The sequence below is a fragment of the Anaeromyxobacter soli genome, assembly GCF_022808855.1.
In the GTDB taxonomy this organism is placed as follows: domain Bacteria; phylum Myxococcota; class Myxococcia; order Myxococcales; family Anaeromyxobacteraceae; genus Anaeromyxobacter; species Anaeromyxobacter soli.
In genome coordinates this window covers 42,451-66,184 of the sequence record NZ_JAKZLF010000009.1, presented here as the reverse complement: position 1 = coordinate 66,184, position 23,734 = coordinate 42,451, and the positions used below count along the sequence as shown (strand labels likewise).

General features: G+C 71.6%; 21 protein-coding genes. 9 read left to right on the top strand and 12 right to left on the bottom strand.

Going from position 1 to position 23,734, the window contains the following annotated elements:
* Positions 1-99 precede the first annotated feature (99 nt).
* The 3 genes from MLV88_RS08890 to MLV88_RS08880 are packed head-to-tail and all read right to left on the bottom strand — an operon-like array spanning position 100 to position 1,620.
* Entirely contained in the window at positions 100-336 is a 237-nt protein-coding gene (locus MLV88_RS08890; RefSeq protein WP_242336729.1) for a TIGR04563 family protein, read from the bottom strand.
* 56 nt (positions 337-392) lie between these two features.
* A complete protein-coding gene (locus MLV88_RS08885) occupies positions 393-632 on the bottom strand; it encodes a hypothetical protein (protein WP_242336727.1) in 240 nt (79 codons plus the stop codon).
* A 37-nt stretch (positions 633-669) separates the two neighbouring features.
* Positions 670-1,620, bottom strand: a complete 951-nt coding sequence (locus MLV88_RS08880) for a hypothetical protein (RefSeq protein ID WP_242336724.1) — start codon at positions 1,618-1,620, stop codon at positions 670-672.
* 343 nt (positions 1,621-1,963) lie between these two features.
* Here MLV88_RS08880 and MLV88_RS08875 point away from each other — a divergent pair, with 343 nt between their 5' ends.
* Together MLV88_RS08875 and MLV88_RS08870 are read left to right on the top strand one after the other, a co-directional pair.
* Positions 1,964-2,170 (top strand): cold-shock protein, encoded by a 207-nt coding sequence (locus tag MLV88_RS08875; RefSeq protein ID WP_242336721.1) that lies wholly within the window; start codon positions 1,964-1,966, stop codon positions 2,168-2,170.
* Between the two features lie 119 nt (positions 2,171-2,289).
* Complete coding sequence (locus MLV88_RS08870) at positions 2,290-3,426, top strand: fatty acid desaturase family protein (protein ID WP_242336718.1); 1,137 nt, start codon at positions 2,290-2,292, stop codon at positions 3,424-3,426.
* A gap of 25 nt (positions 3,427-3,451) precedes the next feature.
* On the opposite strand, the gene MLV88_RS08865 is transcribed toward MLV88_RS08870, so the two are convergent.
* From MLV88_RS08865 to MLV88_RS08855, 3 genes are all read right to left on the bottom strand, one after another.
* Positions 3,452-5,014 (bottom strand): B12-binding domain-containing radical SAM protein, encoded by a 1,563-nt coding sequence (locus MLV88_RS08865; protein ID WP_242360318.1) that lies wholly within the window; start codon positions 5,012-5,014, stop codon positions 3,452-3,454.
* A gap of 131 nt (positions 5,015-5,145) precedes the next feature.
* Entirely contained in the window at positions 5,146-5,862 is a 717-nt protein-coding gene (locus tag MLV88_RS08860) for an RNA polymerase sigma factor (protein ID WP_242336713.1), read from the bottom strand.
* A gap of 102 nt (positions 5,863-5,964) precedes the next feature.
* On the bottom strand, positions 5,965-9,699 hold the full coding sequence (locus tag MLV88_RS08855) for a chemotaxis protein CheB (protein ID WP_243337320.1): 3,735 nt from the start codon (positions 9,697-9,699) through the stop codon (positions 5,965-5,967).
* A gap of 255 nt (positions 9,700-9,954) precedes the next feature.
* On the opposite strand from MLV88_RS08855, the gene MLV88_RS08850 reads away from it, so the two are divergent.
* The 4 genes from MLV88_RS08850 to tesB all read left to right on the top strand — a co-directional run bounded on the left by MLV88_RS08850 (position 9,955) and on the right by tesB (position 12,041).
* A complete protein-coding gene (locus tag MLV88_RS08850; protein WP_243337318.1) occupies positions 9,955-10,254 on the top strand; it encodes an AtpZ/AtpI family protein in 300 nt (99 codons plus the stop codon).
* A 189-nt stretch (positions 10,255-10,443) separates the two neighbouring features.
* Positions 10,444-10,638 carry a hypothetical protein gene (locus tag MLV88_RS08845; RefSeq protein WP_242336702.1) on the top strand — a complete coding sequence of 65 codons (195 nt, stop codon included), beginning with the start codon at positions 10,444-10,446 and terminating at the stop codon, positions 10,636-10,638.
* A gap of 30 nt (positions 10,639-10,668) precedes the next feature.
* Entirely contained in the window at positions 10,669-11,097 is a 429-nt protein-coding gene (locus MLV88_RS08840; RefSeq protein ID WP_243337315.1) for a GFA family protein, read from the top strand.
* Between the two features lie 62 nt (positions 11,098-11,159).
* Complete coding sequence (gene tesB, locus MLV88_RS08835; protein WP_243337313.1) at positions 11,160-12,041, top strand: acyl-CoA thioesterase II; 882 nt, start codon at positions 11,160-11,162, stop codon at positions 12,039-12,041.
* A 49-nt stretch (positions 12,042-12,090) separates the two neighbouring features.
* Here tesB and MLV88_RS08830 read toward each other — a convergent pair whose 3' ends face one another.
* Positions 12,091-13,353, bottom strand: a complete 1,263-nt coding sequence (locus MLV88_RS08830) for a M20 family metallopeptidase (protein ID WP_243337311.1) — start codon at positions 13,351-13,353, stop codon at positions 12,091-12,093.
* Between the two features lie 198 nt (positions 13,354-13,551).
* On the opposite strand from MLV88_RS08830, the gene MLV88_RS08825 reads away from it, so the two are divergent.
* The gene (locus tag MLV88_RS08825; RefSeq protein ID WP_242336694.1) at positions 13,552-15,579 is read left to right on the top strand and encodes an autotransporter assembly complex protein TamA; all 2,028 of its coding nucleotides are present in this window, start codon (positions 13,552-13,554) and stop codon (positions 15,577-15,579) included.
* 120 nt (positions 15,580-15,699) lie between these two features.
* Here MLV88_RS08825 and MLV88_RS08820 read toward each other — a convergent pair whose 3' ends face one another.
* Together MLV88_RS08820 and MLV88_RS08815 are read right to left on the bottom strand one after the other, a co-directional pair.
* Positions 15,700-16,083: a hypothetical protein gene (locus MLV88_RS08820; RefSeq protein ID WP_243337302.1), complete on the bottom strand. Its 384-nt coding sequence runs from the start codon at positions 16,081-16,083 to the stop codon at positions 15,700-15,702.
* A 29-nt stretch (positions 16,084-16,112) separates the two neighbouring features.
* The gene (locus MLV88_RS08815; RefSeq protein ID WP_243337300.1) at positions 16,113-16,370 is read right to left on the bottom strand and encodes a hypothetical protein; all 258 of its coding nucleotides are present in this window, start codon (positions 16,368-16,370) and stop codon (positions 16,113-16,115) included.
* 81 nt (positions 16,371-16,451) lie between these two features.
* Between MLV88_RS08815 and MLV88_RS08810 the strand changes: the two genes are divergently transcribed.
* Together MLV88_RS08810 and MLV88_RS08805 are read left to right on the top strand one after the other, a co-directional pair.
* On the top strand, positions 16,452-20,291 hold the full coding sequence (locus MLV88_RS08810; RefSeq protein ID WP_243337298.1) for a translocation/assembly module TamB domain-containing protein: 3,840 nt from the start codon (positions 16,452-16,454) through the stop codon (positions 20,289-20,291).
* A gap of 152 nt (positions 20,292-20,443) precedes the next feature.
* Complete coding sequence (locus MLV88_RS08805) at positions 20,444-21,130, top strand: Crp/Fnr family transcriptional regulator (RefSeq protein WP_242360314.1); 687 nt, start codon at positions 20,444-20,446, stop codon at positions 21,128-21,130.
* A gap of 48 nt (positions 21,131-21,178) precedes the next feature.
* Here the strand turns inward: MLV88_RS08805 and MLV88_RS08800 are convergent, their stop codons facing one another.
* The 3 genes from MLV88_RS08800 to MLV88_RS08790 form a co-directional block, all read right to left on the bottom strand.
* Positions 21,179-22,114, bottom strand: coding sequence for a hypothetical protein (locus tag MLV88_RS08800; protein WP_243337296.1), 936 nt, complete (start codon positions 22,112-22,114; stop codon positions 21,179-21,181).
* 261 nt (positions 22,115-22,375) lie between these two features.
* Positions 22,376-22,795 (bottom strand): thioredoxin family protein, encoded by a 420-nt coding sequence (locus tag MLV88_RS08795; protein WP_242360312.1) that lies wholly within the window; start codon positions 22,793-22,795, stop codon positions 22,376-22,378.
* 2 nt (positions 22,796-22,797) lie between these two features.
* Positions 22,798-23,304 (bottom strand): DUF4395 family protein, encoded by a 507-nt coding sequence (locus tag MLV88_RS08790; RefSeq protein WP_242360311.1) that lies wholly within the window; start codon positions 23,302-23,304, stop codon positions 22,798-22,800.
* Positions 23,305-23,734 lie beyond the last annotated feature (430 nt).

Here is a 23,734-nt window from a genome sequence, read left to right as displayed (position 1 = left end):
CGCCGCGCGGCCGCCCCGCCCGGGTCCGCACGACCGCGCGGTCCCCCGTCGCGCGCGCGCCCCGCCGCGCGCGCTTCCAGCCCGTGACCGCCACGCGGCCTAGCCCTTCGCCTCGTCGGCGGAGGCGGTCGCGAGCTCGTTCGCGGGGCCTACCGTGCGTGAAGCAGGTGCGAGGGCCACGCCGCTGCTGGGCAGCCTCGAGATCCGCTCGCGCGCGAGCCGCCAGGCGTGCTGGACGATCCAGGAGAGCGACCGGTCCTGCCGGATCGCCTCCTCCTGCATCTGCTGGAGCATCTCCTCGGGAAAGTACAGCGACTGCTTCCGCGCGTCGGACATCGCCCCTTGTACGCCGCGAGAGCGGGCAGGGGAAGGGTCGCGGAACGATCGCGCGCTCACGCCCGCGCGCGGAGGTAGGGCAGCCCGTCCATGTACTGGACCTCGAAGTAGCCGCGGCGGGCTCCCCACTGCGCCCACGGCAGCGCCTCGCCGCGGACCCACACCACCGCGCCGCCGGGGACGCTCAGGTGGCGCCGCTGAGTGCGGCACCACGCCGATCGCGACCAGGGCCCGCCCGTCCGGAGGGCATCGACGAGCTGTCTCTGCATCGCCGCGAGAAACGCCGTCACCGTCATGGTCTCGACTCCCTTCGTCGCGGGTCCGTTCGGCCGCTCACGTCACGAGCTCCGGCTGCTGGGGGCGCGGGCGCGGCCGCTTCGCCGTGCTCACGTGCATGAACGCCTCGACGTCGACGTGGTCGCGCGCGCCGAGCGGCCGGAGCTTCTCGAGGAGCTGGTCGGCCGAGCCGAGGAGGGCGGAGTAGGTGGACCAGTTGGGCTCGGCGTCGTAGGCGAGCTCGAGCCCGAGCCGCTGCGCCACGTCGCAGGCGAAGCGGGGGCGGAGCAGCATGTGGAGCTCCGGCCTCGCGACGAACGGCAGGAGCGTCACGATCGGCCAGAGGGACTCCCGCGCCGCGCTCGGGAAGAGCGTCGCGACCGCGGCGGCGAGCGCCTCGAACCGGGGCTGCTCGGGCGTGGCCGTCGCCAGGAGCTCGAACAGCGCCGCGAAGAACGCCTTCGCCGCGGCCGGATCCTTCAGGCCGTCCTCGAGCGAGGTCCGCTCCGCGTCCCGGTGCAGCGTGCGCACGTGCCGCTCGATCCGGAGCGTCCGCTCGACGAGGCCGCCGACGTCGCCCGCCTCGAGGAGCCGCTCACCCTCGCCGTTCCCGAGCGTCTCGACGAACATCTCGTGGGCACGGCGCCACTTGCTCGCACGCTGCTCGCCCCGCTCCTTGCCTTCCCCGACGTACTTCGGGTCCGTGAACCCCTGCGGGAAGGACTCGACGAAGCGCGCCACGGCGTCGGCGTGCGAGAGCCACGCGCCGGCGCGGCCGTAGCGGCCGGTCTTCGCGTCGAGCGCGAAGCCGGTCAGCGCGGAGAGCCAGGCGTTCGGGCTCGTGGCGGGGGAGAGGAGCGGCAGTGCCATCGGCAGCCGCAGCTTCGTCGCGAAGCGCGCGTCGCTCGTGGCGAAGAAGACGTGCACGGCCTTCTGGTCGAGCGCGACGATCTTGCCGATCCCCAGCGAGGTGTGCTGCACCAGCATTCCGTTCTCGAGGCTGCTCATGTTCGGCTCTTTCCGGTCGGTCCACGCGCTCGCGCACGCCTCTCGACACGCGCACGAGGGGCGCGCAGGGGGGCACGTCGGGGGACGAAAGGGTGGCGCGGGTGAGATCCCGCCGTGTCGCTCACGGCGGCGTGGAGGGCCGGCCGCGTTCGCCGGGTGGATGTCGTATATCACCGCGCGCCCCCGGGCGCTCGTCACGCTGCCGCGGCATTCTGGGCCCCGGGCTCGACTTCTTCGCGCGATTCGACTACCAACGTCCCTTCTCTCCCGCTCCGGGAGGGAAGAAGGTTCGCGCGGCACTCACTGCCGCGCGTTCACAGAGAGAAAAGAGCACCTACAGCAAATGGCAGCCGGTACCGTGAAGTGGTTCAATGACGCGAAGGGCTTCGGCTTCATCACCCAGGCGGACGGGGGCGAGGATGTCTTCTGCCACCACACCGCGATCCAGACGGATGGGTTCCGCTCCCTCGCCGAGGGCCAGAAGGTGGAGTTCGAAGTGACGAAGGGCCCCAAGGGCCTGCAGGCGGCGAACGTCCGCCCGGTCGCCTAGTCGCGTCATCGCGACCCTTCAGGCAATGAGAGCCCGGCCTTTCGAGGCCGGGCTTTTCTCGTTCCGGAGGCGGGCGCCGCGGTGACATCTTCGTGATTCGGGGTGCCTAGATCCCGGGCATGAGCTCCACGCCTCCCCGGGTCCGGTTCCCACGCGACGACGGCTTTCACGCCGAGGTGAAGCGCCGCGCCGGCGCGTACCTCGAGGGCACCGGCCGGGCACGCTGGGGCGGCGGCGCGATGCACGCGAAGACGGGCGCAATCCTGGGCTGGTTCGCGGCCTCCTACGCGCTGCTCCTCCTCCTCGGCGGCACCTCTCCCGTGCTGGCGGTGGCGCTGACTTTGTCTCTGGCGCTCGCGACGGCGGGGATCGGCTTCTCGGTCATGCACGACGCCAACCACGGCGCCTACGCGCGCTCCGCGCGCGTGAACCGTGCGTGGGGCCTGGCGCTCGATTTCGTCGGGGCGAGCTCGTACCTCTGGCGCTTCAAGCACAACGTGCACCACCACACCTACGCGAACGTGGACGGGATGGACGCGGACATCGACGCCGAGCCGTTCCTCCGGCTCGCGCCGTCGCAGCGGCTCCGCCCGTTCCACCGCTACCAGCACGTCTATGGCTGGCTGCTCTACGGCGTGCTGGCCGTGAAGTGGTGGTTCGTGGACGACGTGCGTGACCTCGCGCGTGGCCGCATCGGGCAGCTCCCGTTCCCGCGCCCGCGGGGCGGCGAGCTCGCCGCGTTCCTCGCCGGCAAGGCGGTGTTCCTCGCCTGGGCGGTGGTCGTCCCGGTGCTCGTGTTCCGCAGCGGCTGGGTCGCGCCCCTCTTCCTGCTCGGCGCGCTCACGCTGGGCGTGGTGCTGGCGACGGTGTTCCAGCTCGCGCACGCGGTGCCGGAGGCGGAGTTCCACGCCGCCCGGGCCGGAGATCAGCGGATGCCGACCGGCTGGGCGGAGCACCAGGTGCGCGCCACGGTGGACTTCGCGCCCTCGAACCGGCTCCTGGGCTGGTACGTCGGCGGGCTCAACTTCCAGATCGAGCATCACCTCCTCCCGGACGTGTGCCACGTGCACTACCCGGCGCTCGCCGCGAGCGTGGAGGCGGCGTGCCGCGCGCACGGCGTGCCGCACCACACGCACCCGACGCTCCGCGCCGCGATCGCGGCTCACTACCGGTACCTGCGCGCGCTCGGCCGGCGCGGCGCCGAGGCGGCCTCGGGTCCGCGCGTGGCCGTCCTCGCCGCGCCCTCCTCGTCGTGAGGCGAGGAGAGGGCGACCGGAGTCCCTAAGCAGATGCGGAGGGGCGCTGCGCGTCGCTCGCCGCGAGCTCGGCGAGCGACCGGTCGAGGCGCGGCAGGACCACGTCGTGGGTGTACGGGATGAGGCTCTCGCCGATCACCGCGAGCGCCAGCGCCCGCGGGAGGGCGCCGGCGCCCCGGCGCAGCGCGTGTCCGACGAGGCGCCAGAAGTGGAGGCGCCGCGGGCTCACGACGCCGATGCCCCACGCGATCCGTGCGACCGCAGCGAGCGAGCCCTCGGCGGCGCCGGCGTCCGAGGCGGCGCGGGGGCGGAGCGGCAGCTGGTCGATGGCGAGGGTGCACCGCGCGTAGTAGCGCTCGGGCGCGTAGAGCGCCGCCACGAGGCGGCGGTATCCCGCGAGCAGGACCCGCTCGTCCTGGGCAGGCACGAAGTTCGGCCGCTCGAAGGCGTCGCCGCTCCCGTCGCCGCGCAGCCGGCCCTCCTGCTCGAGGCGCCGCCAGAGGCGCGTGCCCGGCATCGCGACGAGCAGCCCGACCATCGCCCGGGGGACCGGGAGCCCGGAGATGAGCTCGAGCTGTCGATCGAAGATGTCCGGCCCCTCGCTGTCGAAGCCCACGATGAAGCCGGAGAACACCTCGAGCCCTGCGCGCGTGAGCGTCTCGACGGCGCGGCCCGGGGGCATGCGGAGGTTCTGGCTCTTGCCGGTCTCCGCGAGCGCCGCGGCGGAGGGCGTCTCGATCCCGAGGAACACCTCCTGGAAGCCCGCCGCGACCATCTCGGCCACGAGCTCCGGCGCGCTCGCGAGGTCGAGGCTCGCCTCCGTGCAGAGCTGGAACGGGAACCCGTGCCGCTCCTGCCAGGCGCGGAGCACCGGGAGCAGGCGGGCCACCTCGCGCCGGTTGCCGACGAAGTTGTCGTCCACGAAGAAGAGCGCCCCGCGCGCCCCGCGCGCGTGCAGCGCGTCGAGCTCCGCCACGACCTGCTCCGGCGACTTCACCCGCGGCACGCGCCCGAACAGCTCGATGATGTCGCAGAACTCGCAGCGAAACGGACACCCGCGCGAGTACTGCAGGGCGTGATTGGCGTAGCGTGGGAGGTCGAGGAGGTCGAAGCGGGGCACGCGCGCGAGCGCGAGGTCGGGCCGGTCGTCGCCCTCGGGCGAGAGGAGTCGGGGCGCCTTTGTCTCCCGTCCTTCGAGGACGCGCACGAGGAGCTCCAGGCGCCCCTCGGCCTCGCCGCGAAAGACGTGATCGGCCTCCGGGAAGCGCTCGGGCACGAGGCTCGGTCCCGCGCCGCCGGCGACCGTGCGCCGGCCGAGGGCGCGAGCCCGGAGGAGCACCGCGCGCATCGACTCCGCCTGCACGAGCATCCCGGAGACGAGGACGGCGTCCGCCCAGCGCAGGTCGGCGTCGTCGAGCGGGGCGACCTCGAGGTCGCGCAGGCGGAGCTCCCAGTGCTGCGGCAGGTGCGCCGCGAGCGTGGCGAGCCCGAGCGGCGGCATCGTCGCCGCCTTGCGGATGAAGGGGAGGCTTCGCTCGAAGCTCCAGTAGCTGCGCGGCGAGCGGGCCTGCACGAGGAGTGCGCGCATGCCGCGATCCTGCGCCGCCCCCGGTCACGGCGTCGTCATCGCGCGTGGGGCGCGGCAGGGTGCCTCGATGGGGTCGCGCGCGGTGCTCGGCTGTCAGCCGCGCGCCGGAGCCCGAAAGCAGCAGCCTCGGCTCACTCGCGGCCCGGGCTTCCGGACGGACCCGTCCCGAAAGAGTCGCCGATGGCGGAGAGCACCGCGTTCACCACGCGGTCACAGCGCGGGGCGAGGAACGTGAACGCCTGCGGGGCCGACTGACCGACCTCCTCGGCGAGCATCTCGCGCAGGGCGAGCCGGGCGCGATGCAGCCGCACCTTCACGTTCTCCTCCGACAGGTCGAGCGCCTCGGCGGTCTCCGCGGTGGAGAGCTGCTCGACCTCCCGCAGCATGAACACGACGCGGTGATCGTCTCCCAGCCGGGCGACGGCTCGCTCCAGCAGCTCGGCGCTCTCCCTCCGCGTGGCTCCGTCCTCCGGCCCCTCGTCGCGCGCGCCCCGGGTCATCTCGTCCACCTCCGCCGAGAGCTCGACGGCAGCGATGCGCTGCCGTCTCGCGAGGCCGTACGCGACGTTCAGCGCGATCCGGGTGAGCCACGTGCCGAACGACGAGGCGCCCTCGAACGTGGCGAGCGCACGGAACGCCTGCAGGTAGGTGAGCTGCATCGCGTCCTCGACCTCGGCCGAGTCGCGGCGCAGCACCGCGCGGATCGTGCGGTACACGCGCTGGTTGTGACGGCGCATCAGGAGCTCGAACGACGCGGTGTCACCGGCGAGGACACGGTGGACCACGTCCGCATCCGAGGCGCCGCTCGCCTCGAAGGCCTTCGGTCGTGCGTCAGCGCTGAGAGCCATGGACCTGCCTCCTTGCTCTCCATACGATGCGCCGGCGGCGCGCGGGTTACACGGGTAGCCGCCCGGGTTGGAAGCACGCCCCGTCAGAGCACCCCCCGGTTGTCACCGGGCCGCGACTGGACCGCCGCCGCGCGGCGGCGTCCGGCGCGGCGCACGGTCCATCGCCTCCTGGAGCTCCTCGACCGTCGCCGGCTTGGTCAGGTGCGCGTCGAACCCCGCCTCCGCGGCGCGCCGCTGATCCTCCGGACGGGCGTATCCCGTGAGCGCGATGAGGAACGTGTCCCGCAGGCCGGGTTCGCTCCGCATCGCCTTCGCCACCGCGTAGCCGTCCATGCGCGGGAGCCCGACGTCGCAGACCACCACCTCTGGCATGAGCTCCCGGGCTCGCTCGATCCCCTTCGGACCGTCGTGCGCCAGGAAGACCTCGTGGCCCTCCATCTCGAGCGCGAGCTGCAGGCTCTCGGCGGCGTCGAGGTTGTCCTCGATGACGAGCACACGGCGGGGGCGCGGAGGTGACGCCGGCGCGACCTCGATCCCCGCGGGCGCCACCGAGAGCGGCAACCGCACGATGAACTCGGTGCCTGCGCCCTTGCCGCCGCTCCTCGCCTCGACCGTGCCGCCGTGCGTCTCGACGAGGCCCTTCACGAGCGCGAGACCGAGCCCGAGCCCGCCGAGGCTGCGATTGAGGGTCGCGTCGGCCTGCGCGAACGGGTGGAAGAGGCGCGGGACCATCGCAGGCTCGATGCCGATGCCGTTGTCCCGCACGCGCAGCACCGCGAACCCCTCGACCGCGTCGAGTGACAGGCGGACCGAGTCGCCTCCGGAGGTGAACTTGGCCGAGTTCTGGAGCAGGTTCCCGATCACCTGCGCGAGGCGCGTCGCGTCGCCTTCGACCCACAGGGGCTCGTCCGGGAGCGCGACCTCCAGCGCGACCTCGCGCGTCGTGAAGAGGCTCCGGTGGTCGTCGGCGGTGCGCTGCGAGAGGGACCGGAGGTCCACGGGCCGACGCTCGACCTGGAGCTTCCCGTTCGCGATGCGCGTCACGTCGAGCAGGTCGTCGACGAGGCGAGCGAGGTGCCCCACCTGGCGGGCGATGATCTGGTGCGCTCGCGCCGCCGCGTCCGCGTCCGCGGGCGCGCGCTCGAGGACGTGGAGGCTGCTCCGGATGGGCGCGAGCGGGTTTCGCAGCTCGTGGGACAGGACGGCGAGGAACTCGTCCTTCCGCCGGTCCGCGTCCCGCAGGGCCGCCTCGGCGCGCTCCCGCTCCCCCACGGCCTGCCGCAGGGCCGCCTCCGCCTCCTTCAGCCTCGTGACGTCGATGAAGGAGACCACGACGCCCGCGACGACGTTGGACGGCGTGCGGTACGGGTTCATGCGCATGAGGAACCAGCGCCCTCCCTGCGCGAGGCCCACCGTGCGCTCGACGGGCTGGAGCGTCGCGAGGACTCGCTTCACCTCCTGGGGCACGTCCTGCGCGTCGAACAGCGCGGCGAAGTCCGAGAGCGGCCTCCCCACGTCGCCGTCGGCGAGCCGGAAGATCGCCGTCGCCGCCGGCGTGAAGCGCGCGATCCGGGACTCGCGATCGAGGAAGATGGTCGCGATCTGCGTGCTCTGGAACAGGTTCTGGAGGTCGCCGTAGAGCAGCTCGAGCTCGTCCACCTTCTTGCTGAGCTCGGTGTTGAGCGTGTTGAGCTCCTCGTTCACCGACTGCAGCTCCTCCTGCGAGGTCTGCAGCTCCTCGTTGGACGAGTGCATCTCCTCGTTCATGGACTGTAGCTGCTCGTTGGACGTGCGGAGCGCCTCGTTCGCGTTCTCGAGCTCCTCGATGGTGACCTGGAGCCGCTCCTGGGTGCTCTCGAGATCGCGCTGCAGCAGCCGGTGGCGCTCCAGGGTCGGGGCGTCGAGCGGCGTGCCGTGCGCGATGGGAGAGGCCTGCAGCTCCTCGAAGACGACGAGGAACAGCGCGTCCGGATCCTGCTCCGTGGGCGGGAGCGGCCGGACGACGAGGTTCAGGCGACGCTGGACGCCCTCCGCCTCGACCACCACGTCCTTGTACGTGACCGGCTTCCCCTGGCGCGCCGCGTTGTGGAGGGCGGCGGAGAGCTCGACGCGGAGCTCGCGCCGGGCGAGGTGCATCAGGTTGGTGGCGGGTGCGCCGGCGCGGGGCGGCAGGAAGTCGGACAGCTTCGTCCCCCAGTAGTACCGGATCTCCCCGCGCGCATCGACCACCACCGAAGGCGGCGCGTACTCCTCGAGCACGATCCTTCGCGAGCGATCGGCGGCGCTCTTCACCTCGGGATCGCCTCGCCGGCTGGGCGGCGCCAGCTCGAGGGGAGGCGCCCGCCGCCCCGGAGGCAGGATCGCCGGACGCCGATCCACCTCGCGCCGCCGGAACACGCGCTCGGTCTTGTCCACGACCTCGAACAGCTCCAGCTCGCGCGCGTCGATCATCTCGGCCTTGCCGAGGAGGAGGTAGCCGCCCGGCCGGAGCGCGTAGTGGAGGAGCCCGATGATTCGCTTCTGGAGGTCGGGCTCCAGGTAGATGAGCAGGTTGCGGCAGGACACGAGGTCCATCCGGGAGAACGGCGGATCCTTGACGAGATCGTGCTCCGTGAAGATGCAGAGGTCGCGGAGGGGCTTCGTGACCGTGTACGTGTCCCCGCGCCTCGTGAAGAACCGCTCCAGCCGCTCGGGGCTCACCTGGCGCTCGACGACGCTCGTGTACTGGCCTCGCCGCGCCTCCGCGAGGGCAGACGCGTCGATGTCCGTCGCGAAGACCTGGAGCTGCGGCGGGCGCTGGAGGCCGTCGCCCTCGCAGAGCAGCATCGCGAGCGAGTAGGCCTCCTCTCCGGAGGAGCAGGCCGGCACCCAGACGCGGATCCCGTCGGCGCCGCGCCGCTTCAGGAGGTCGGGGACGACGATCTGCTCGAGGATCCGGAACGGCGCCTCGTCGCGGAAGAAGCTCGTCACGTTGATGGTCAGGTCCTCGGCGAGGCGGCGGGCCTCGTCGGCGTCGCCCTCGAGCAGGGTCGCGTAGTCACGGACGGTGGCGGTGCCGGTCGCGCCCATGCGCCGGTGGAACCGGCGGAGGATGGTGCTGCGCTTGTACCGGCTGAAGTCGTGGCCCGTCGTCCGCCCGATCACCTCGAGCGCCCGGTGGAGCCCCTCCGCCTCGCCCCGCGCGCTCTCGGGCGGGTGGCGCCGGCGCTCGGCGGCGAGCTCGCCGAGCGCCGCCGGGATCTCGCTCGCGGGGAGGACCTGCTCCACCATCCCCGTCGCGATCGCGGCGGCAGGCATGCTCTCGTACCGCGCGTCGCCGGGGAGCTGCGCGAACGTCCTGCCCCCGTGACGCCTCACGGCGGCGATGCCGAGCGCGCCGTCGGAGCCGGTCCCGGAGAGCACGACGCCGACGGCGTTCTCGCGCTGGTCCTCCGCGAGCGAGGTCAGGAACGCATTCACCACCAGGCGAGAGCCCTTCGGCTCCGCCGGGACGAGGCGCAGGGCGCCGCCCTCGACGACGAGGCCCGTCCCCGGTGGAATGACGTACACGTGGTCGCGCTCGACGCGCTGCCCTTCGCGCGCGGTCTCCACCGGGAGCTTCGTGGCGCGGGACAGGATCTCGACGAGGCTGCTCTCGTGCTCGGGAGAGAGGTGCTGGACGAGGACGTACGCCAGCCCGCTGTCCGACGGGAGCTGGCCGAGGAAACGCTCGAACGCCTCGAGGCCGCCCGCAGAGGCGCCGACGCCCACGATGAGGAGACGCTCGCCTTCCCGGGCGCGCCAGTCGGCTTCATGCTCGTCGCTCGGATGGGGCGGTACGGAGCTGCGGTCGGACATGGGGCGCCGTCCTCTACCGGCTGTGTAGCAGGTTCGGATGCCCCCAGCCCTGTAATGGACCCGAGGGCCGTCAGATGGGCCGTGCGGACGTCTGTTTCGGGGAATCGCGCGCGGGAATCGCGCTGGCGTTACGTTCCTCTCGACCGAGCGTTGACGTCCTGCTCGGCGATCCGGCCCCTGCGCCGAGCCGCGTCCGACTCCCGCCTCTGGACCGCTCCGCTGACCTCCACGTCGAGACGGTCGAGGAGAGACCGAATGGCACAGCGAGCGCGAGACCCGACCGGCGGGCCGGGCGGTGGAGGTGCGGCGGACCCCGCGCGCGGGCTCTCGAGCCTCGCAGCGGGGTACCGGAAGGCCGAGCCGTACATGGCCGCGTCGAGCACGCTGCTCGCCTCCGTCGCGGTCTTCACGCTCCTCGGCTATGGGCTCGACCGCTGGCTGGGGCACTCCGTGCAGTGGATGCTCGTCGTGGGGGCGGTGATCGGCATCGGGGTGGGGTTCACCGCCTTCTTCACGAAGATCGCCGCAGCGACGCGCGCCGACCATCGGACGTGAGCCCAGGTCGACGAGGCCGAGCGCCGTCATGGGGCCCCGCAGCCGCAGTGCTCCATCGGCGCCTGCACCTCGTCGAGTAGGTCGCCGGCGCGCGTGCGCCCGGGAGGCAGGCTCCTTCGTGTCAGCCCTGAACGCCTCGGTCTGCCGGTGCGGCGTCCGCATATATGCAGGCAGAGGGGAGGGCGATCCATGGCAACCAGGACGAAACGAGAGTCCACGGCGCTCGACGAGCTCAAGGCCGTCAGGGGTGCGCTCCTGGAGCTGGCGCGCGCGCTGCTCAACGCGGCGACCACGACGTTGACCGCCGCCGCGGGAGCGATGACCGCGCTCACGGACGAGGCGCTGCGCAGGGTGCGGACGTCGACGCGGAAGAAGACGGCGTGACGGGGGCGCTTCACGCGCGCTGAGCTTCTCATGCGATTCGAAGGACGATGTCACTGCGGCAACCTCGAGGTCACGTTCGAGACGTCGCAGCGGCCCGAGGCGCTCGCGCCGCGCGAGTGCGGATGTACGTTCTGCCGCCGGCACGGTTCGATCGCGGTGTCGGACCCGGCGGGCTCGCTCGAGGTGCGGATCCGCGACGCCGGGGAGGTCTCTCGCTACCGCTTCGGTCTGCGCACCGCGGACTTCCTCGTCTGCCGTACGTGCGGCGTGTACGTCGCGGCGGTGAGCACGATCGAGGGGGCCACCTACGCGACCCTCAACGCGAACGTGCTCGAGGCGCGGGAGGCGTTCACCCAGCGCCCCGTGCCGGTGGCCTACGACGGCGAGACCGCGGAGGAGCGGCTCGGGCGCCGCCGGCGCGCGTGGACCCCCGCGGTCGTGCGAGGCAGGCCTCGCTGATCCTCTCCGGGCGCGATCCCCGCGGTGTCGAGTAAGCTTGGCGCCGGGGAAGGAGAGGACGAATGGACCCGTCGCTGAGCGCGCTCATCCGGCAGCTCGATCTGGAGCAGCTGGAGGTGAACCTCTTCCGGGGCGAGTCGAGACACCTCGGCTCGCCCCGGGTCTTCGGGGGACAGGTGATCAGCCAGGCGCTGGTGGCGGCGGAGCGCACCGTGGACGGTCGCCCGCCGCACTCGCTCCATGCCTACTTCCTGCTGCCCGGCGACGTGACCGCGCCCATCGTCTACCAGGTGGATCGGATCCGCGACGGGCGGAGCTTCTCCGCGCGACGCGTCCAGGCCATCCAGCACGGGCGGCCCATCCTCTCCATGATCGCGTCGTTCCAGAAGCCGGAGCCCGGCCTCGAGCACGCCACGTCCATGCCGGAGGTGCCGCCGCCGGAGGCGCTCGCGAGCCACAGCGAGCTGGTCGAGCGCTGGCTCGCCGACGCGGGCCCCGTGCCGCCGCAGACCGCCGAGGCGATGCGCACTCCCGGGGCGATCGAGTTCCGGCCCGTCGAGCCGCAGAACCCCCTCCGCCGCGTCCACGGTGAGCCGCGCCAGGCCGCCTGGTTCCGCGCCGTCGACCGCCTTCCAGACGATCCCCACCTGCACCGGTGCATCCTCGCGTACGCATCGGACTCGACGCTGGCGGGCGCGCCGCTGCGGCCACACGGCAGGAGTTGGTGGCAGCCGTCGATGATCGTCGCCTCGCTCGACCACGCGCTCTGGTTTCATCGCCAGGCGCGCGTCGACGAGTGGCTCCTCTACACAATGGACTCTCCGTCCGCGCAGTCCGCGCGGGGGCTCGCGCGCGGGCTCGTGTTCGATCGCAGCGGGCTGCTCGTCGCGAGCGTGGCGCAGGAGATCCTGATGCGCGACACGGGCCCGGCACGGTCCGCCTGACCGCGCCAGGGTCGCCGCCTGACTCAGAACCCTGCCGCGAGCGCGGTGTTCACGGCGAGAGCCAGGCCATCGCGGCGGCGACCGCCGCCTCCACGCCCGTGCGCAGGGTCGGGTGCAGGACCGGCGCGAAGCGCGGGTTGTGGTTGGTCGGAAGGTCGCCCAACCGGCCCGCGTCCCGGGCCCGCCGGTACGCCTCGGGATCGGTGCCACCCACGAACCAGAACACCGACGGCACGTGCCACTCCGCGCCGAAGCAGCCGAAGTCCTCGCTCGCCGACGTCGGCTCCACCTCTCGCACGCGTTCGGCGGGGAAGGTCCGCTGGAACGACGCGACCACGCGGCGCGTCGCCTCCGGGTCGTTCCGGACGGCTCCGTAGCGGTCGAGCGGCGTGAGCTCCGGCGGCCGGGGCGCCCCGGACGCCGCGGCCTCCGCGTTCACGATCCGCGCGATGGCGGCGAGCACGCGAGCGCGGACGCCCTCGTCGAAGGTGCGGACGTTCAGCTTGATGACGGCGTCCTCGGGGATGACGTTCTCCTTCGTGCCCGCCTGCAGCGCGCCGATGGTCACGACGGCGGCCTCGGTCGCGGCGAGCTCCCGGGAGACGATGGTCTGGAGGCGGAGGACGGTCGCCGCCGCCATCACCACGGGGTCGATGCTCGCCTGGGGCATCGACCCGTGGGCCCCGCGCCCGAAGAGCCGGATCTGGAGGCTGTCGCCGGCGGAGGTCATGACGCCGGCGCGCCAGCCGAGGACGCCCGCGGAGCCGACCATGACGTGCTGCCCGAGGACGACGGCCGGCTTCGGAAACCGGGTGAAGAGCCCGTCGTCGATCATCGCCTGGGCGCCCGCGGCGATCTCCTCCGCCGGCTGGAAGACCGCGAGCAGCGTCCCCCGCCACGCCTCGCGCGCGCGGCCGAACAGGGTGGCCGCGCCCGCCAGCCAGGCGACGTGCACGTCGTGGCCGCAGGCGTGCATCACCGGGACGACCTTGCCGTCGCGGTCGGTGGACGTGGCCTTGCTCGCGTAGGGCAACCCCGTCAGCTCCTCGACGGGCAGCGCGTCCATGTCGGCGCGCAGCATGACGGTGGGGCCGTCGCCGTTGCGCAGCAGGCCGACCACGCCGGTCTTCCCGAGGCCCGCCGTCACCTCGTAGCCCGCCGCGCGAAGCCGCTCCGCCGCGATGCCCGCCGTCCGGGTCTCCTGCATCGAGAGCTCGGGGTGCGCGTGGAGGTCGGTGTAGAGCCGCTCCAGGTCAGGGAGCAGGCCGTCGAGCGGAGTGAGCACACCCTTCGCGCCGAGCGCATGCGCCACGTGCTCCTCCTTCCGACGCGCATCCGCGTCGCCACGGAGTCCCGATCCTTCGGGACAGGTCCGTTCTTCACTCACGGCGCGCGCGTTTGCACGGTCAAAACACGGGTTCGCCGAACGAATCCATCCGAGTCGGAAACGAGAACGGGTGTCCTGGAGTGGGGCATGAGCGCGCGACCGTGCGCGACAAAGCTTGTGTGGATGGTCGAGCGACGACGGATCTGGCGGGTGGTGGCCGTGGTCCTGGCCATGGGCTGCGCGACGGGGGGAAGGCGGGAGGGGCCGGAGGTGCACTCGGTGCGTATCGAGGGCGCGAGGAAACTCGAGGAGGGGGACATCAAGAAGCGTCTCCTCACCGCGGAGAACAGCTGGGTCCCCTTCTCCAAGAAGCAATACTTCGACGAGAGCGCGTGGAAGACGGACCTCCGGCGCATCGAGAAGTTCTATCGGGCGCAGGGCTACTACCAGGCGAAGGTCACCGCCACCGAGGTGAAGCCCCGCGGGCGCAAGGCGGTGGACGTCCGCGCCACGGTCGAGGAGGGCGAGCCGACGCGCATCCGCTCGGTCGACCTCCTGGGGCTCGACGATCTCCCGGAGAAGGACCGGAAGCTGCTGCGCGACCAGGTCGGGCTCGAGGCAGGTCAGATCTTCATCGTGGATCGCTGGGAGGGGCTGAAGGAGAAGCTCCTCCACACGCTTCGAGAGCAGGGCTACGCCGCGGCCACGGTGCAGGGCGAGGTCGAGGTGGGCCTCGACACCCGCGCAGCCGATGTCAGGGTCAGCGTCGACCACGGTCCGCGATACCGGTTCGGCGCGCTGTCCGTGAGGGAGCACACGCCCTCGCGTGTCCCGCCCTGGCGTGTCACCGAGCAGGCCGCGGCGGACACGACGCCGGGCGACTGGTACTCCTTGAAGGCGCAGAGCGTCGCGGAGGCGCGCGTCTTCAGGATGGGAGTGTTCGGGGCCGTGAAGGTGAGCCCCGGGGAGCCCGACCCAGGGACGCTCACCGTCCCGATGCAGGTGGACGCCCAGGAGTCTCGCTTCCACACGCTCAGTGTCGGGGGCGGCATCGCGGTGGACCAGACGAGCCAGGAGGCCCGCGTGAAGTCGACCTACGTCGACCGCGACTTCCTGGGATCTCTGCGCAAGCTGACGCTCGACGCCGTGGTCGGCTACGCCTGGATCCCGACGTTCTATGCGACGAGCGCGTCGGGCGCCCAGAGCGGCGTGGTGGGGAGCCTCGGCGCGGAGCTCGAGCAGCCCAGGTTCTTCTTCCGCGACCTGAAGCTCGACGGCAAGCTCACCGCGGAGCGGGGGATCGAGCCCGCCTACCGCTACTACGGCGGTCGCGCGAAGGCGGGCGTGGTCTACGCGCCGACGATCAACCTGTCCATCACGACCTCCTACAACCTCGAGCTGTATCGGCTCGAGTCCGGGTCCGCCCAGCTGGCCGGCGGCGCACCGACGCTGCTCTTCGGTTGCCCCGAGAACTGCGTCCTCTCCTACGCGGAGGAGCTCGTCGAGTGGGACGAGCGAGATGACCGCCAGGAGCCCCACCGCGGCTACTACCTCGCCCTGGCGTTCCAGGAAGGTGGCGGAATCCTGGGCGGCAGCTTCTCGTACTTCCGCATCATCCCCGAGGCCCGCGGCTACCTGTCCTTCCTCGAGCGCGACAAGCTGACGTTCGCCGCGCGGCTGAAGGTGGGGACGCTCATCCCCAGCAGCGGGGGCGACACGGCGAGCCCCATCGTCTCCCGCTTCTTCTCCGGCGGGAACGGAATGCGCGGCTTCAACAACCGCAGGCTCTCTCCCCAGTTCGTCGTTCCTCGGCCCGGGTCCCCGACCTCCGGCTACACCGTACCGATCGGCGGCAACGGCCTGTTCGAGTCGTCGTTCGAGGTTCGCTACGGTCTCACCGGCGCCCTGGTGCTGGCGGCGTTCGTCGACGCGGGCTTCGTCACGCGCGAGCACATTCGCGCCAGGGCCTTTCGCGACGACATGCTGCTCGCCTTCGGTGGTGGCCTCCGGTACCGGACCCCCGTCGGCCCGATCAGGCTGGACCTCGGCTACCGCCCGGACATCGGCCCGCCGCTGGCGGTGGTTCAATCGCCCGGTACATCGCTCAGCTACCCGAGGCGGTCGAGCTGCTTCGGGATCGGAAGGGGACCCAGCGCCGGAGCCCCCGAGGGCCCGTGCGTCATCCACATCTCCATCGGAGAGGCCTTCTAGCGCGACGCACGCCCGCCGGCCGGGCTGGCCCCCACGCGCTCGCCGCGGTTCCGGCCGGGACCCCGCGCCCCTAACGTATGAATGAACGGTTCTGTTCGGGCGAAGGGGCGGAGCTTGGCCTCAGGGACGTCGAGGAGCGGCGAGCCACGGAGCACGCGGCGGCGCCGGTGGCTGTGGCGGCTGGGGATCGGGGCCCTGTCGCTCGTCGGCGTCGTGCTCGTCCTCGTGCTGGGCGCGCTCGCATACCTCGCGACGCCGGCAGGGGGAGAGCGGCTTCGAAGGATCGTCCTCGAGCAGGCGAACGCCGCCATCGAGGGCACGCTCACCGTTCGAGAGCTCTCGCTTCGCGGCGGGCACCTGATCCTCCAGGGGGTGGTGCTCCGCGAGCCGGATGGCGGGATCGTCGCGCGGGTCTCCGAGCTCGAGGTTCGCCTCCGGCTTGCTGAGCTCGTCCACAAGCGCATCGACGTGACGCTCGTCCGCCTCGACCGGCCGGAGCTTCAACTCCGCCAGGATGAGCGCGGGAGCAACCTTCAGCGGGCGATCGCGGCGCGGAACCCGACGCCCGAGCCCGAGGGGGAGAGCCAGAAGGCAGCCTGGGCTTCGTGGTGGAGGACCTCCGGATCGTCCACGGCGTCATCGACGTCGTGCAGCGCTCCCCGGATGCGTCCCGTCACGTCCACCTGGACGACCTGGGAGCAAGCGGCTCGGCCTCGCTCGTTGGAGATGCGCTCCGCGCGCAGCTGGAGATCACGGCCGGCGTCGCGGCTCCCTTCGAGGGTCCCTTTCACCTGAGCCTCCACGCCACGGGCGCGGGTGAACGGAAGGACGCGCGGCTCGGGCTCGAGCTCGGGACCGCGAGGCTCGTAGCCATGGCGCACGTCGAGAGCGAGACCACCGCGGACGTCCAGATCGAGTCGCTCGTCATCCCGCCGGAGATCGCCGACGCCTTCTCTCCGGGCTACCCGCTCCGCGCGGACGCCTCGCTCTCGGCGAAGGCCGTTCGGAAGGGCGATGCGCTCTCTCTCCGCCTCGACGCCAGGGCCGCCTCGGCGACGGTGCGGGCGGACGTGACGCTCGACCTCGTGGCGAAGACCCTCCACGAGGCGACGGTGACGGTTCGCCACGTGGATCTGAGCGAGCTCTTCCGCGGCGGTCCCTCGTCCGACGTGGCGCTGAACCTGGTCGCGTCGGGGGGAGGAACCTCTCTCGAGGATATGGCCGGCCGGCTGGAGCTGACCGTGCCCCCCTCGTCGATGGCAGGGGAGACCATGGGTCCGGTGCGCGTGCTGGCTTCGGCGAACGATGGCGAGCTGCAGCTCTCCGAGCTGCTGGTCAACGTGCCCGGACTGCGGATCGAGGCGAGAGGGCAAGGACGAAAGGAGCGGCTGGCCTTGGGTGGAAAGCTCGTGGCCAGAGACCTCGAGGCATTCGGCCGGACGCTGGGCAAGCTCGTCGGCCCCGGAGCGCGCTCCATGAAGGGCCGCGGATCAATGGGCTTCGCGATCGGGGGTTCGGTCGAGCACCCATCGATCACGGCGCACGGCGGCTTTCCGTTTCTCGCGTATCAGAAGAGCACGGTGGCCGGTCTCGCGCTCGACCTGAACGTTCCGGACTTGAAGGCGCCGACCGGGGTGAGGACGCGCCTCGCCGCGAGGAGGCTGGCGCTCTCGCCCGGGAAGGTGTTCCGGGCGGTGCACCTCGCGGTGGAGGGGCGTCGCCAGGACCTCACGCTGGACGCGGCCGTGCACGGCTACGCGGAGCTGAGCCTCCGTGCGCAGGCCACGCTCTCCCGGGATGGGCGCGGTGGGACGTTGACGGCGCTGTCGCTGGGTTACCCGGAGGCCCAGTGGTCCCTCGTCGCGCCGGTCCGGCTCGAGTCTCGCGCCGGCTTGCTCTCGGTCTCGCCGTTGACCTTGAGGTCCGGTCAGGAGGCCATCTCGTTCAGGATGCTGAAGCGCGGAACGAAGCTCGACGCGTCACTCGATCTCCGCTCGCTCGATCTCGGGAGGCTCCCGAAGGCCCTCGTCGACCCTGCGCTCGCGGTGGGCGGGGTCCTGGATCTGGAGGCGCGTGTGAGCGGCCCGAGCTCGAAGCCGGAGGCGAAGGCGCGGGTCGACCTTCGGGGCGGGCGCTTCAAGAGCTATCACGACGTCGAGCTTCACCTGGATGCGTCGTACGCCAAGGACCAGGCGAAGGGAACGCTCGCCGCAAATGGCGAAGGGATCAGGCTGACCGGCGCCTTCGACGTCCCCGTGAAGGCGCTTCAGGAGGGGCGGCACGTCCCCGTGAACGTGGACATCCGGATGGCCGAGCTGCGCCTCGACGAATCGCTGCGGAAGCTCGGTATCGAGAAGCCGATCTCCGGGCTCGTCTCGGCGGAGGTCTCGCTGAGAGGGACGGCGGACGACCCCAGGCTGAAGGTCGCGCTCGAGGGCCGCAGGCTGCGGGTGAAGCAGCTCGCGGCCTCGGAGCTCGACGTCGTCGCGAAGAGCGCAGACGACGGCCGGCTCGGGCTGCGCGTGGACCTGGGGATGGAGGGAGAGAAGAGCTTCATCGAGCTCGCGACGCCGTTCACGCTCGGCCAGCTGATCCGCCAGCCGCCCACGCTAACCGCGCTCATGGCGGCCGAGGTCCGGCTCGAGGCGGACGTCCGCGAGGTTCCGCTGAAGCTCCTCGCCGAGGCCGGAGTGAGTGACCGCCCGCTGGATGGCACGCTGAGCGCGCGGGTGCACGTGACCGGCTCGGCCAGGACTCCTCGCGGTGAGGTCTCCATTCGCGGGCGAGGCCTCGCGACGCGGGGCGTGACGCCGCTCGATGCCCTCTTGCGTCTCCAGCTCGGAGACGAGCTTCAGGCCGAGGTCCGGGCCGAGCGGGAGCGAAAGTCCATCTTCACGGCCAGGGCGCGCGTCCGCGCCGATCCGAAACAGCTACAGGACAGCAGCCGCCTGGCAGGGACGCCGCTCTCACTGGAAGCGAACCTCGGTCCGCTCTCCTTGTCCGAGGTTCAAGCCGCGGCTCAGCCGGCGAACGAGGACCCTGCGCAGGCCCCTCCTCGAGTTCGCGGCACGCTCACGGGGCGGCTCGGCTTGAGCGGCACCCTCCACGACCCGCGGCTGACCCTTCGGATGCGTGTGGATGGGCTCGGCGCCGAGACTGGACCCGACGGACAGGTGGTGGTCGCGCTGGACTATGCGGATGCGAAGGAGATGCTCGACCTGTCGCTGACGTCGAAGAACGGTGGCGCGCTGCACGTCGCGGCCACCGCACACGTGGACCTTTCCTACCCCGCCGTGGGTCGGACGGAGCGGCTCGATACGGCGCCGGTGGTCGCGACACTCCGGGCGAAGGACTTCGACCCGGCCTTCCTCTCGAACCTGAGCGGCGCCGTGGAGAAGGTGGGCGGGCTCGTGTACGCGGATGCCCGCGTGAGCGGGACGATGGGCGCGCCGACGGTGAATGGACGGCTCGAGTGGAAGGATGGCCTCGTCTTCACCCGAGAGAACGGCGAGTTCACGAAGGTTCACCTGCTGGCAAGGGGAGACAACGACCGCATCGAGCTACAGGACCTGTCCGCCACGGCCGGAGGCGGCACCGCGAAGCTCTCGGCGCAGGCCACGCGGACCGGCAGCAAGGCGTTCAAGCTTCACGCCGAGGCAGCTCTGGACAAGTTCCCCGTGGTGACCCAGGGGCAGGTCGCCGCGACGCTGTCGCTCCGGAGCACGGCGGACGGCAACGTCTCCCCCACCGACGTGACCATCAGGAACCTCAACATCCCCGAGGCGCACGTGGTCCTCCCCGACGTGCAACGAAAGGACTTGCAGAAGCTGGACGATCCTCTGGACGTCGTCTTGACGATGAACGGGAAGCCGGTCCGTGGCACGAAGCGCAAGGCGCCAGCGGGAGCGAGCGGCGAGACGGGGCTGGTTGCCTCGCGGGAAGCAGGGACGGGATCGACCGGCTCGGGGCGCGCGGGGACGCAGCTCACCGTCCTCGTGAATGCTCAGAGAAACCTGTGGGTCAAGGGCAACGACGTGAACATGGAGCTCGGATTCTCCGACGGCTTTCGCATCGAATACGCCTCGGAGCCGAAGCTCTTCGGGGACCTGAACGTGATCCGGGGGCGGCTCGAGGTGTTCGGGCGGCGCTTCGACCTGCAGCGCGACTCGAAGGTGTCCTTCAAGGGGCCGGCGATGGCGCCGGGCCTGAACGTCTCCGCCATCTACAAGAACGAGATCGAGCAGGTGACGGTGCACCTCGACGTGCGAGGCGAGCCCAGCAAGCTGCAGCTGCTGCCGACCTCGGAGCCGCCGCTTCCGGAGACGGAGATCTACACGCTGCTCGCGACGGGCCACACGTCTCTGCACCGGGGGACGGGGAAGACGTCGACCTCGGGAGAGGCCGCCTCGCTCGTGGGCTCCTTCGCGGCCTCCCAGCTCAAGACGACGCTCTCCAGCAAGCTCCCGCTCGACGTCCTCTCCATCGAGGCGGGTGACAGCGGCGTCGCAGGCACGAAGCTCGAGGCCGGCACCTACGTCAACGACCGCTTCTACGTGGGCTTCACCGGCAGGATCGGAGCGGACCCCTTGCGCGGGGAGAACTCCAACCAGGTGGACCTCGAGTATCAGCTCTCGAAGCGCTGGAACGTCAACGGCAGCTACGGGGACGCCCGCGCGGGCGAGGCCAGCGTGAACTGGCAGAAGGAATACTGATCGGAAAGGGATCGCTCGGGGCCGCTGTCGGGGGGCCCCGGTCCATACCGATTGCGATCCCGGTGCTCGCGACGGGGCCTCCGGACCGCGAACGCCGAACGCGCTGCGGCGAGCGTTGGGTGTAGAACCGACCTGCTGGAGTTCCCGGCCCGATGCCCACACGTCCCCTCGCCCCATCGGAAGAGCGCAAGCGTCTCGCGCGGGAGATCTGCGCGCTGCTCGCGCCGTACGCGCACCGCCGCACGTTCGAGGCCGGGAGCCTCCTCTGGCGCGAGGGCGACGACTCCGGGATGCTCGTCGCGCTCGAGTCCGGGCGCGTGAAGATCTTCCGCGCCCTGCCGACTGGGAGCGCGGTCACGATCTATCTCTTCGGCCCCGGAGACGTGTTCGGGTTCATGCCGCTCCTCGACGGCCGGCCGTACCCCGCAGGCGCCCAGGCCCTGGAGGAAGCGACGGGTCTCGTGGTGTCCCGGAGCGATCTGCGGAGCGCGTTCGAGCGCGACCCGCAGGTCGCGCTCGCGGTTGTGAAGCTCCTCGCGACCCGGGTCCGGGAGGCGTTCGACCGCATCGAGCGGTCGTCGGTCCCCGAGGTGCTGCCGCGCGTCGCGGCGGCGCTCGCGGCCCTGCTTCCGGACGGTCCGGACGCGGGTCCGCTCGTCGTGGTCGAGCTGCCGGTGCGCGCGCGGGAGTTCGCGGCCGTCATCGGGGTCGTGCCGGAGAGCCTCTCCCGCGCGCTCACGAAGCTCGTCGAGGCCGGGGTGCTTCACCGGCTCGGCCCGCGCAAGCTCCAGGTCCTGGACGCCGGCGCGCTCCGCAAGGCCGCGGGTGCGCCAGGCTGACGTGGCGCATCCCGCGGCTCGGCCGGCGCCGGCGGGGACGGGGGTTCCCTACAGCCCGAGCTGCTCGCGCAGCTTGGCCAGCCCGCCGGCGTCGTTCACGTCGAAGCTCCAGGTCTGCAGCTCGCGCTCGAGAAGCTCGGCGGCGACCGCGGCTGTGAATGGCGCACGGCCGCTCGCAGGGCGGGAACCGATGGCGCTCTTCAAGTTTCGCCGGTGCAGCTTCGGGGACACCTCGTAGATCCGGGCGAGGATCCCGAGGTCGAAGGTGGCGCCGCGGGGATCGCCCGACGCGAGCGCCTCGGGCAGGGGCTTCGGCCGGAACTTGCACTTCTGCGACATGAACGGGCAGGTCACCTGCGCCTGCTGCTGCCCGTACTCGAAGAACATGTTGCACTGCGCGCAGAAGTACCGGCCCATGGGTCCCGCGCTGACGTCCATGAAGTGCAGGTCCATGCGGACATCGAGCTCGAGCGCCCGCGCCACGCGCTCGGCGCCGGCCAGCAGGGCGCTCCGGCTGCGCTTCTTGTCCGGCATCTCCCGTCCCCAGAGGCGCTGTGCGTCGAGGAGCAGGAACGTCAGACCGGTCTCGGTGCTGCGGGTGGCCACGTCGAATCCGGACGTGTAGATGAGGTACGACTTGATCGTCTCCAGCGGGCTGGCCCGGTACTGCACGTTCCACTCCGCGAGATCGGCGAGGAAGTTGTCCGCGAACGCGATGCCGAGGTCTTCCGGGCTGGCCGCGCGAGCGACCGCGGAGGCGAGCAGGGCCTGCGCGAGCTTCGGGTAGAACAGCCCGATCCGCTCGTAGAACGCGGTGGAGCCCGGCGGCAGCGTCTCGATGGCGATCGGCGTGTTGACGCACATGCTGGGCATGTACGGGCACACGGCGTCTTCCATCTCGAACATCTTCTTGCACATCGCGCACCAGTAATGCCCGGACGGCGACTTGATGCCCCCGGGCATGGCCTCGAGCATGGCCTTCATCCCGGCCGCACCTTCCATACCTCCGGGCATTCCCGCCGCGTGTCCTCCGGGCGTGTTCACCTCGTCGTCGTGTTTCATGATCTTTCTGCCTCCAGTGAAGCCGTGGTGCCCGAGTCGAGCTCCCCGCGAGCACGAGTGACGATGCGACCCGAGCGGTTGCGCACGTTCGACCCTACCCGCCGGCCGCCGGTTCCCTCGAGCAGCCGCCCGTTGACTGCAGTCAACGCTTCGCCTCCGGGGGACACCCGCGCCGCGCCAAGATCACCTCCGATGCCCGTCCTGGGAGGACACCTGGCGCCGCAACGTCGGCTCGCTGGCGAGGCCGTTGTTCACGTGTTCCACCTCGCCGCTCGAGCCGATCACGTAGGTGCTGGGCACCGTGCTCACGCCCCACGCGCGCGCGACCTCCCCCCTCTCGCTCACGTCGATCGAGATCAGGTGCAGCCGGTCTCCGCCCTCGCGGGCGAGCAGCCTCTCGAGGATGGGCCTCTGGGTGGTCCGGCACACCGCGCAGGATGGGGAGTGGAAGTAGACGATCGACACCTTCCCCGGCTCGAGCCCGGCGAGGGGACGCGCCCGGCTCGCCCTGAGCTTCTGCCACCGCTTCAGCGCCGCGGCCGCGAGCGCCAGCGTGAGCAGGATCGCCACGGCATGGAGGCCCCGCTCCGCGATCGTCCCCATGCTCACCGCCCTCCGCTCCGGGGCGGACGGATACCGGGGAAGGCCGCGCCGATCGGAGCGCGACCGAAGAACCCGCGCGCGCCGAGGCGATGGAGCACGTAGTACGTGAAGCAGCCGGCGCACCAGCCGAAGAAGGCGATCCCGCCGAGGATCGCCACGGTCAAGGCGAGCATCCACCCCGCGGTCGCGTGCCCCTTCGCGAGCAGGAAGGCGGCGACGGCGAGCACCGAGAATCCGAAGGCGGCGGCGAAGCGGTGGGGCTCCGGATTGTCCACGCGCAGATCGGGCGCCACGAGACCGAGGGGCCTCAGCACCCATCGGTACAGGAGGGCGTAGGGCCCCAGGGCGTCGTGCAGCGCCGTCAGCAGCAGGAACCCGCCCTGCAGCGCCACCAGCCGCCAGTCGTCGATGACGTAGGCCCCCACCAGCACCAGCGGCCCCAGGGCCTGCTGCGTTCGGATCTCGCTCTGGTCGAGCCAGCGACTGCTTGCGTCGGCGTTCCGGTCCATCGTTCCACTCCCGCGTCGTGCGACCTCCGATGCGCCCGGTGGCGGAGACCGCCTCCGCCTTGCCGGCCGATCGCGAAGCGTGCGCGCCGGTAGGTGCCGCCTGGGGCGCCGGTCGGTGCGGAAGAACGAGCGCACGTTGAGCGCGGTCAACGACCGTCGAGTCTGGTGGAAGCGCCGCGGTGTAGCGCCGGCACGTGCGGGCGCTGGCACGATCGCCAGGGTCCCTGTCAAAGACCGATGCCGTCTTTGACGAAGTGGAAGGTGGTCCCGCCCGGCCGCTCCCAGGGGTCACGCTTCTCGTCGTCACGACGAAGACCGGCGTGTGGAACGGCGCCTCCTCCGGCCACGCCTGCTCGCCGAGGTCGACCATGCGGAGATGTTCCGCTCGAGTCATCGTTCGGCCGGCAGCGAATCGGGATCGCGCGGGCGT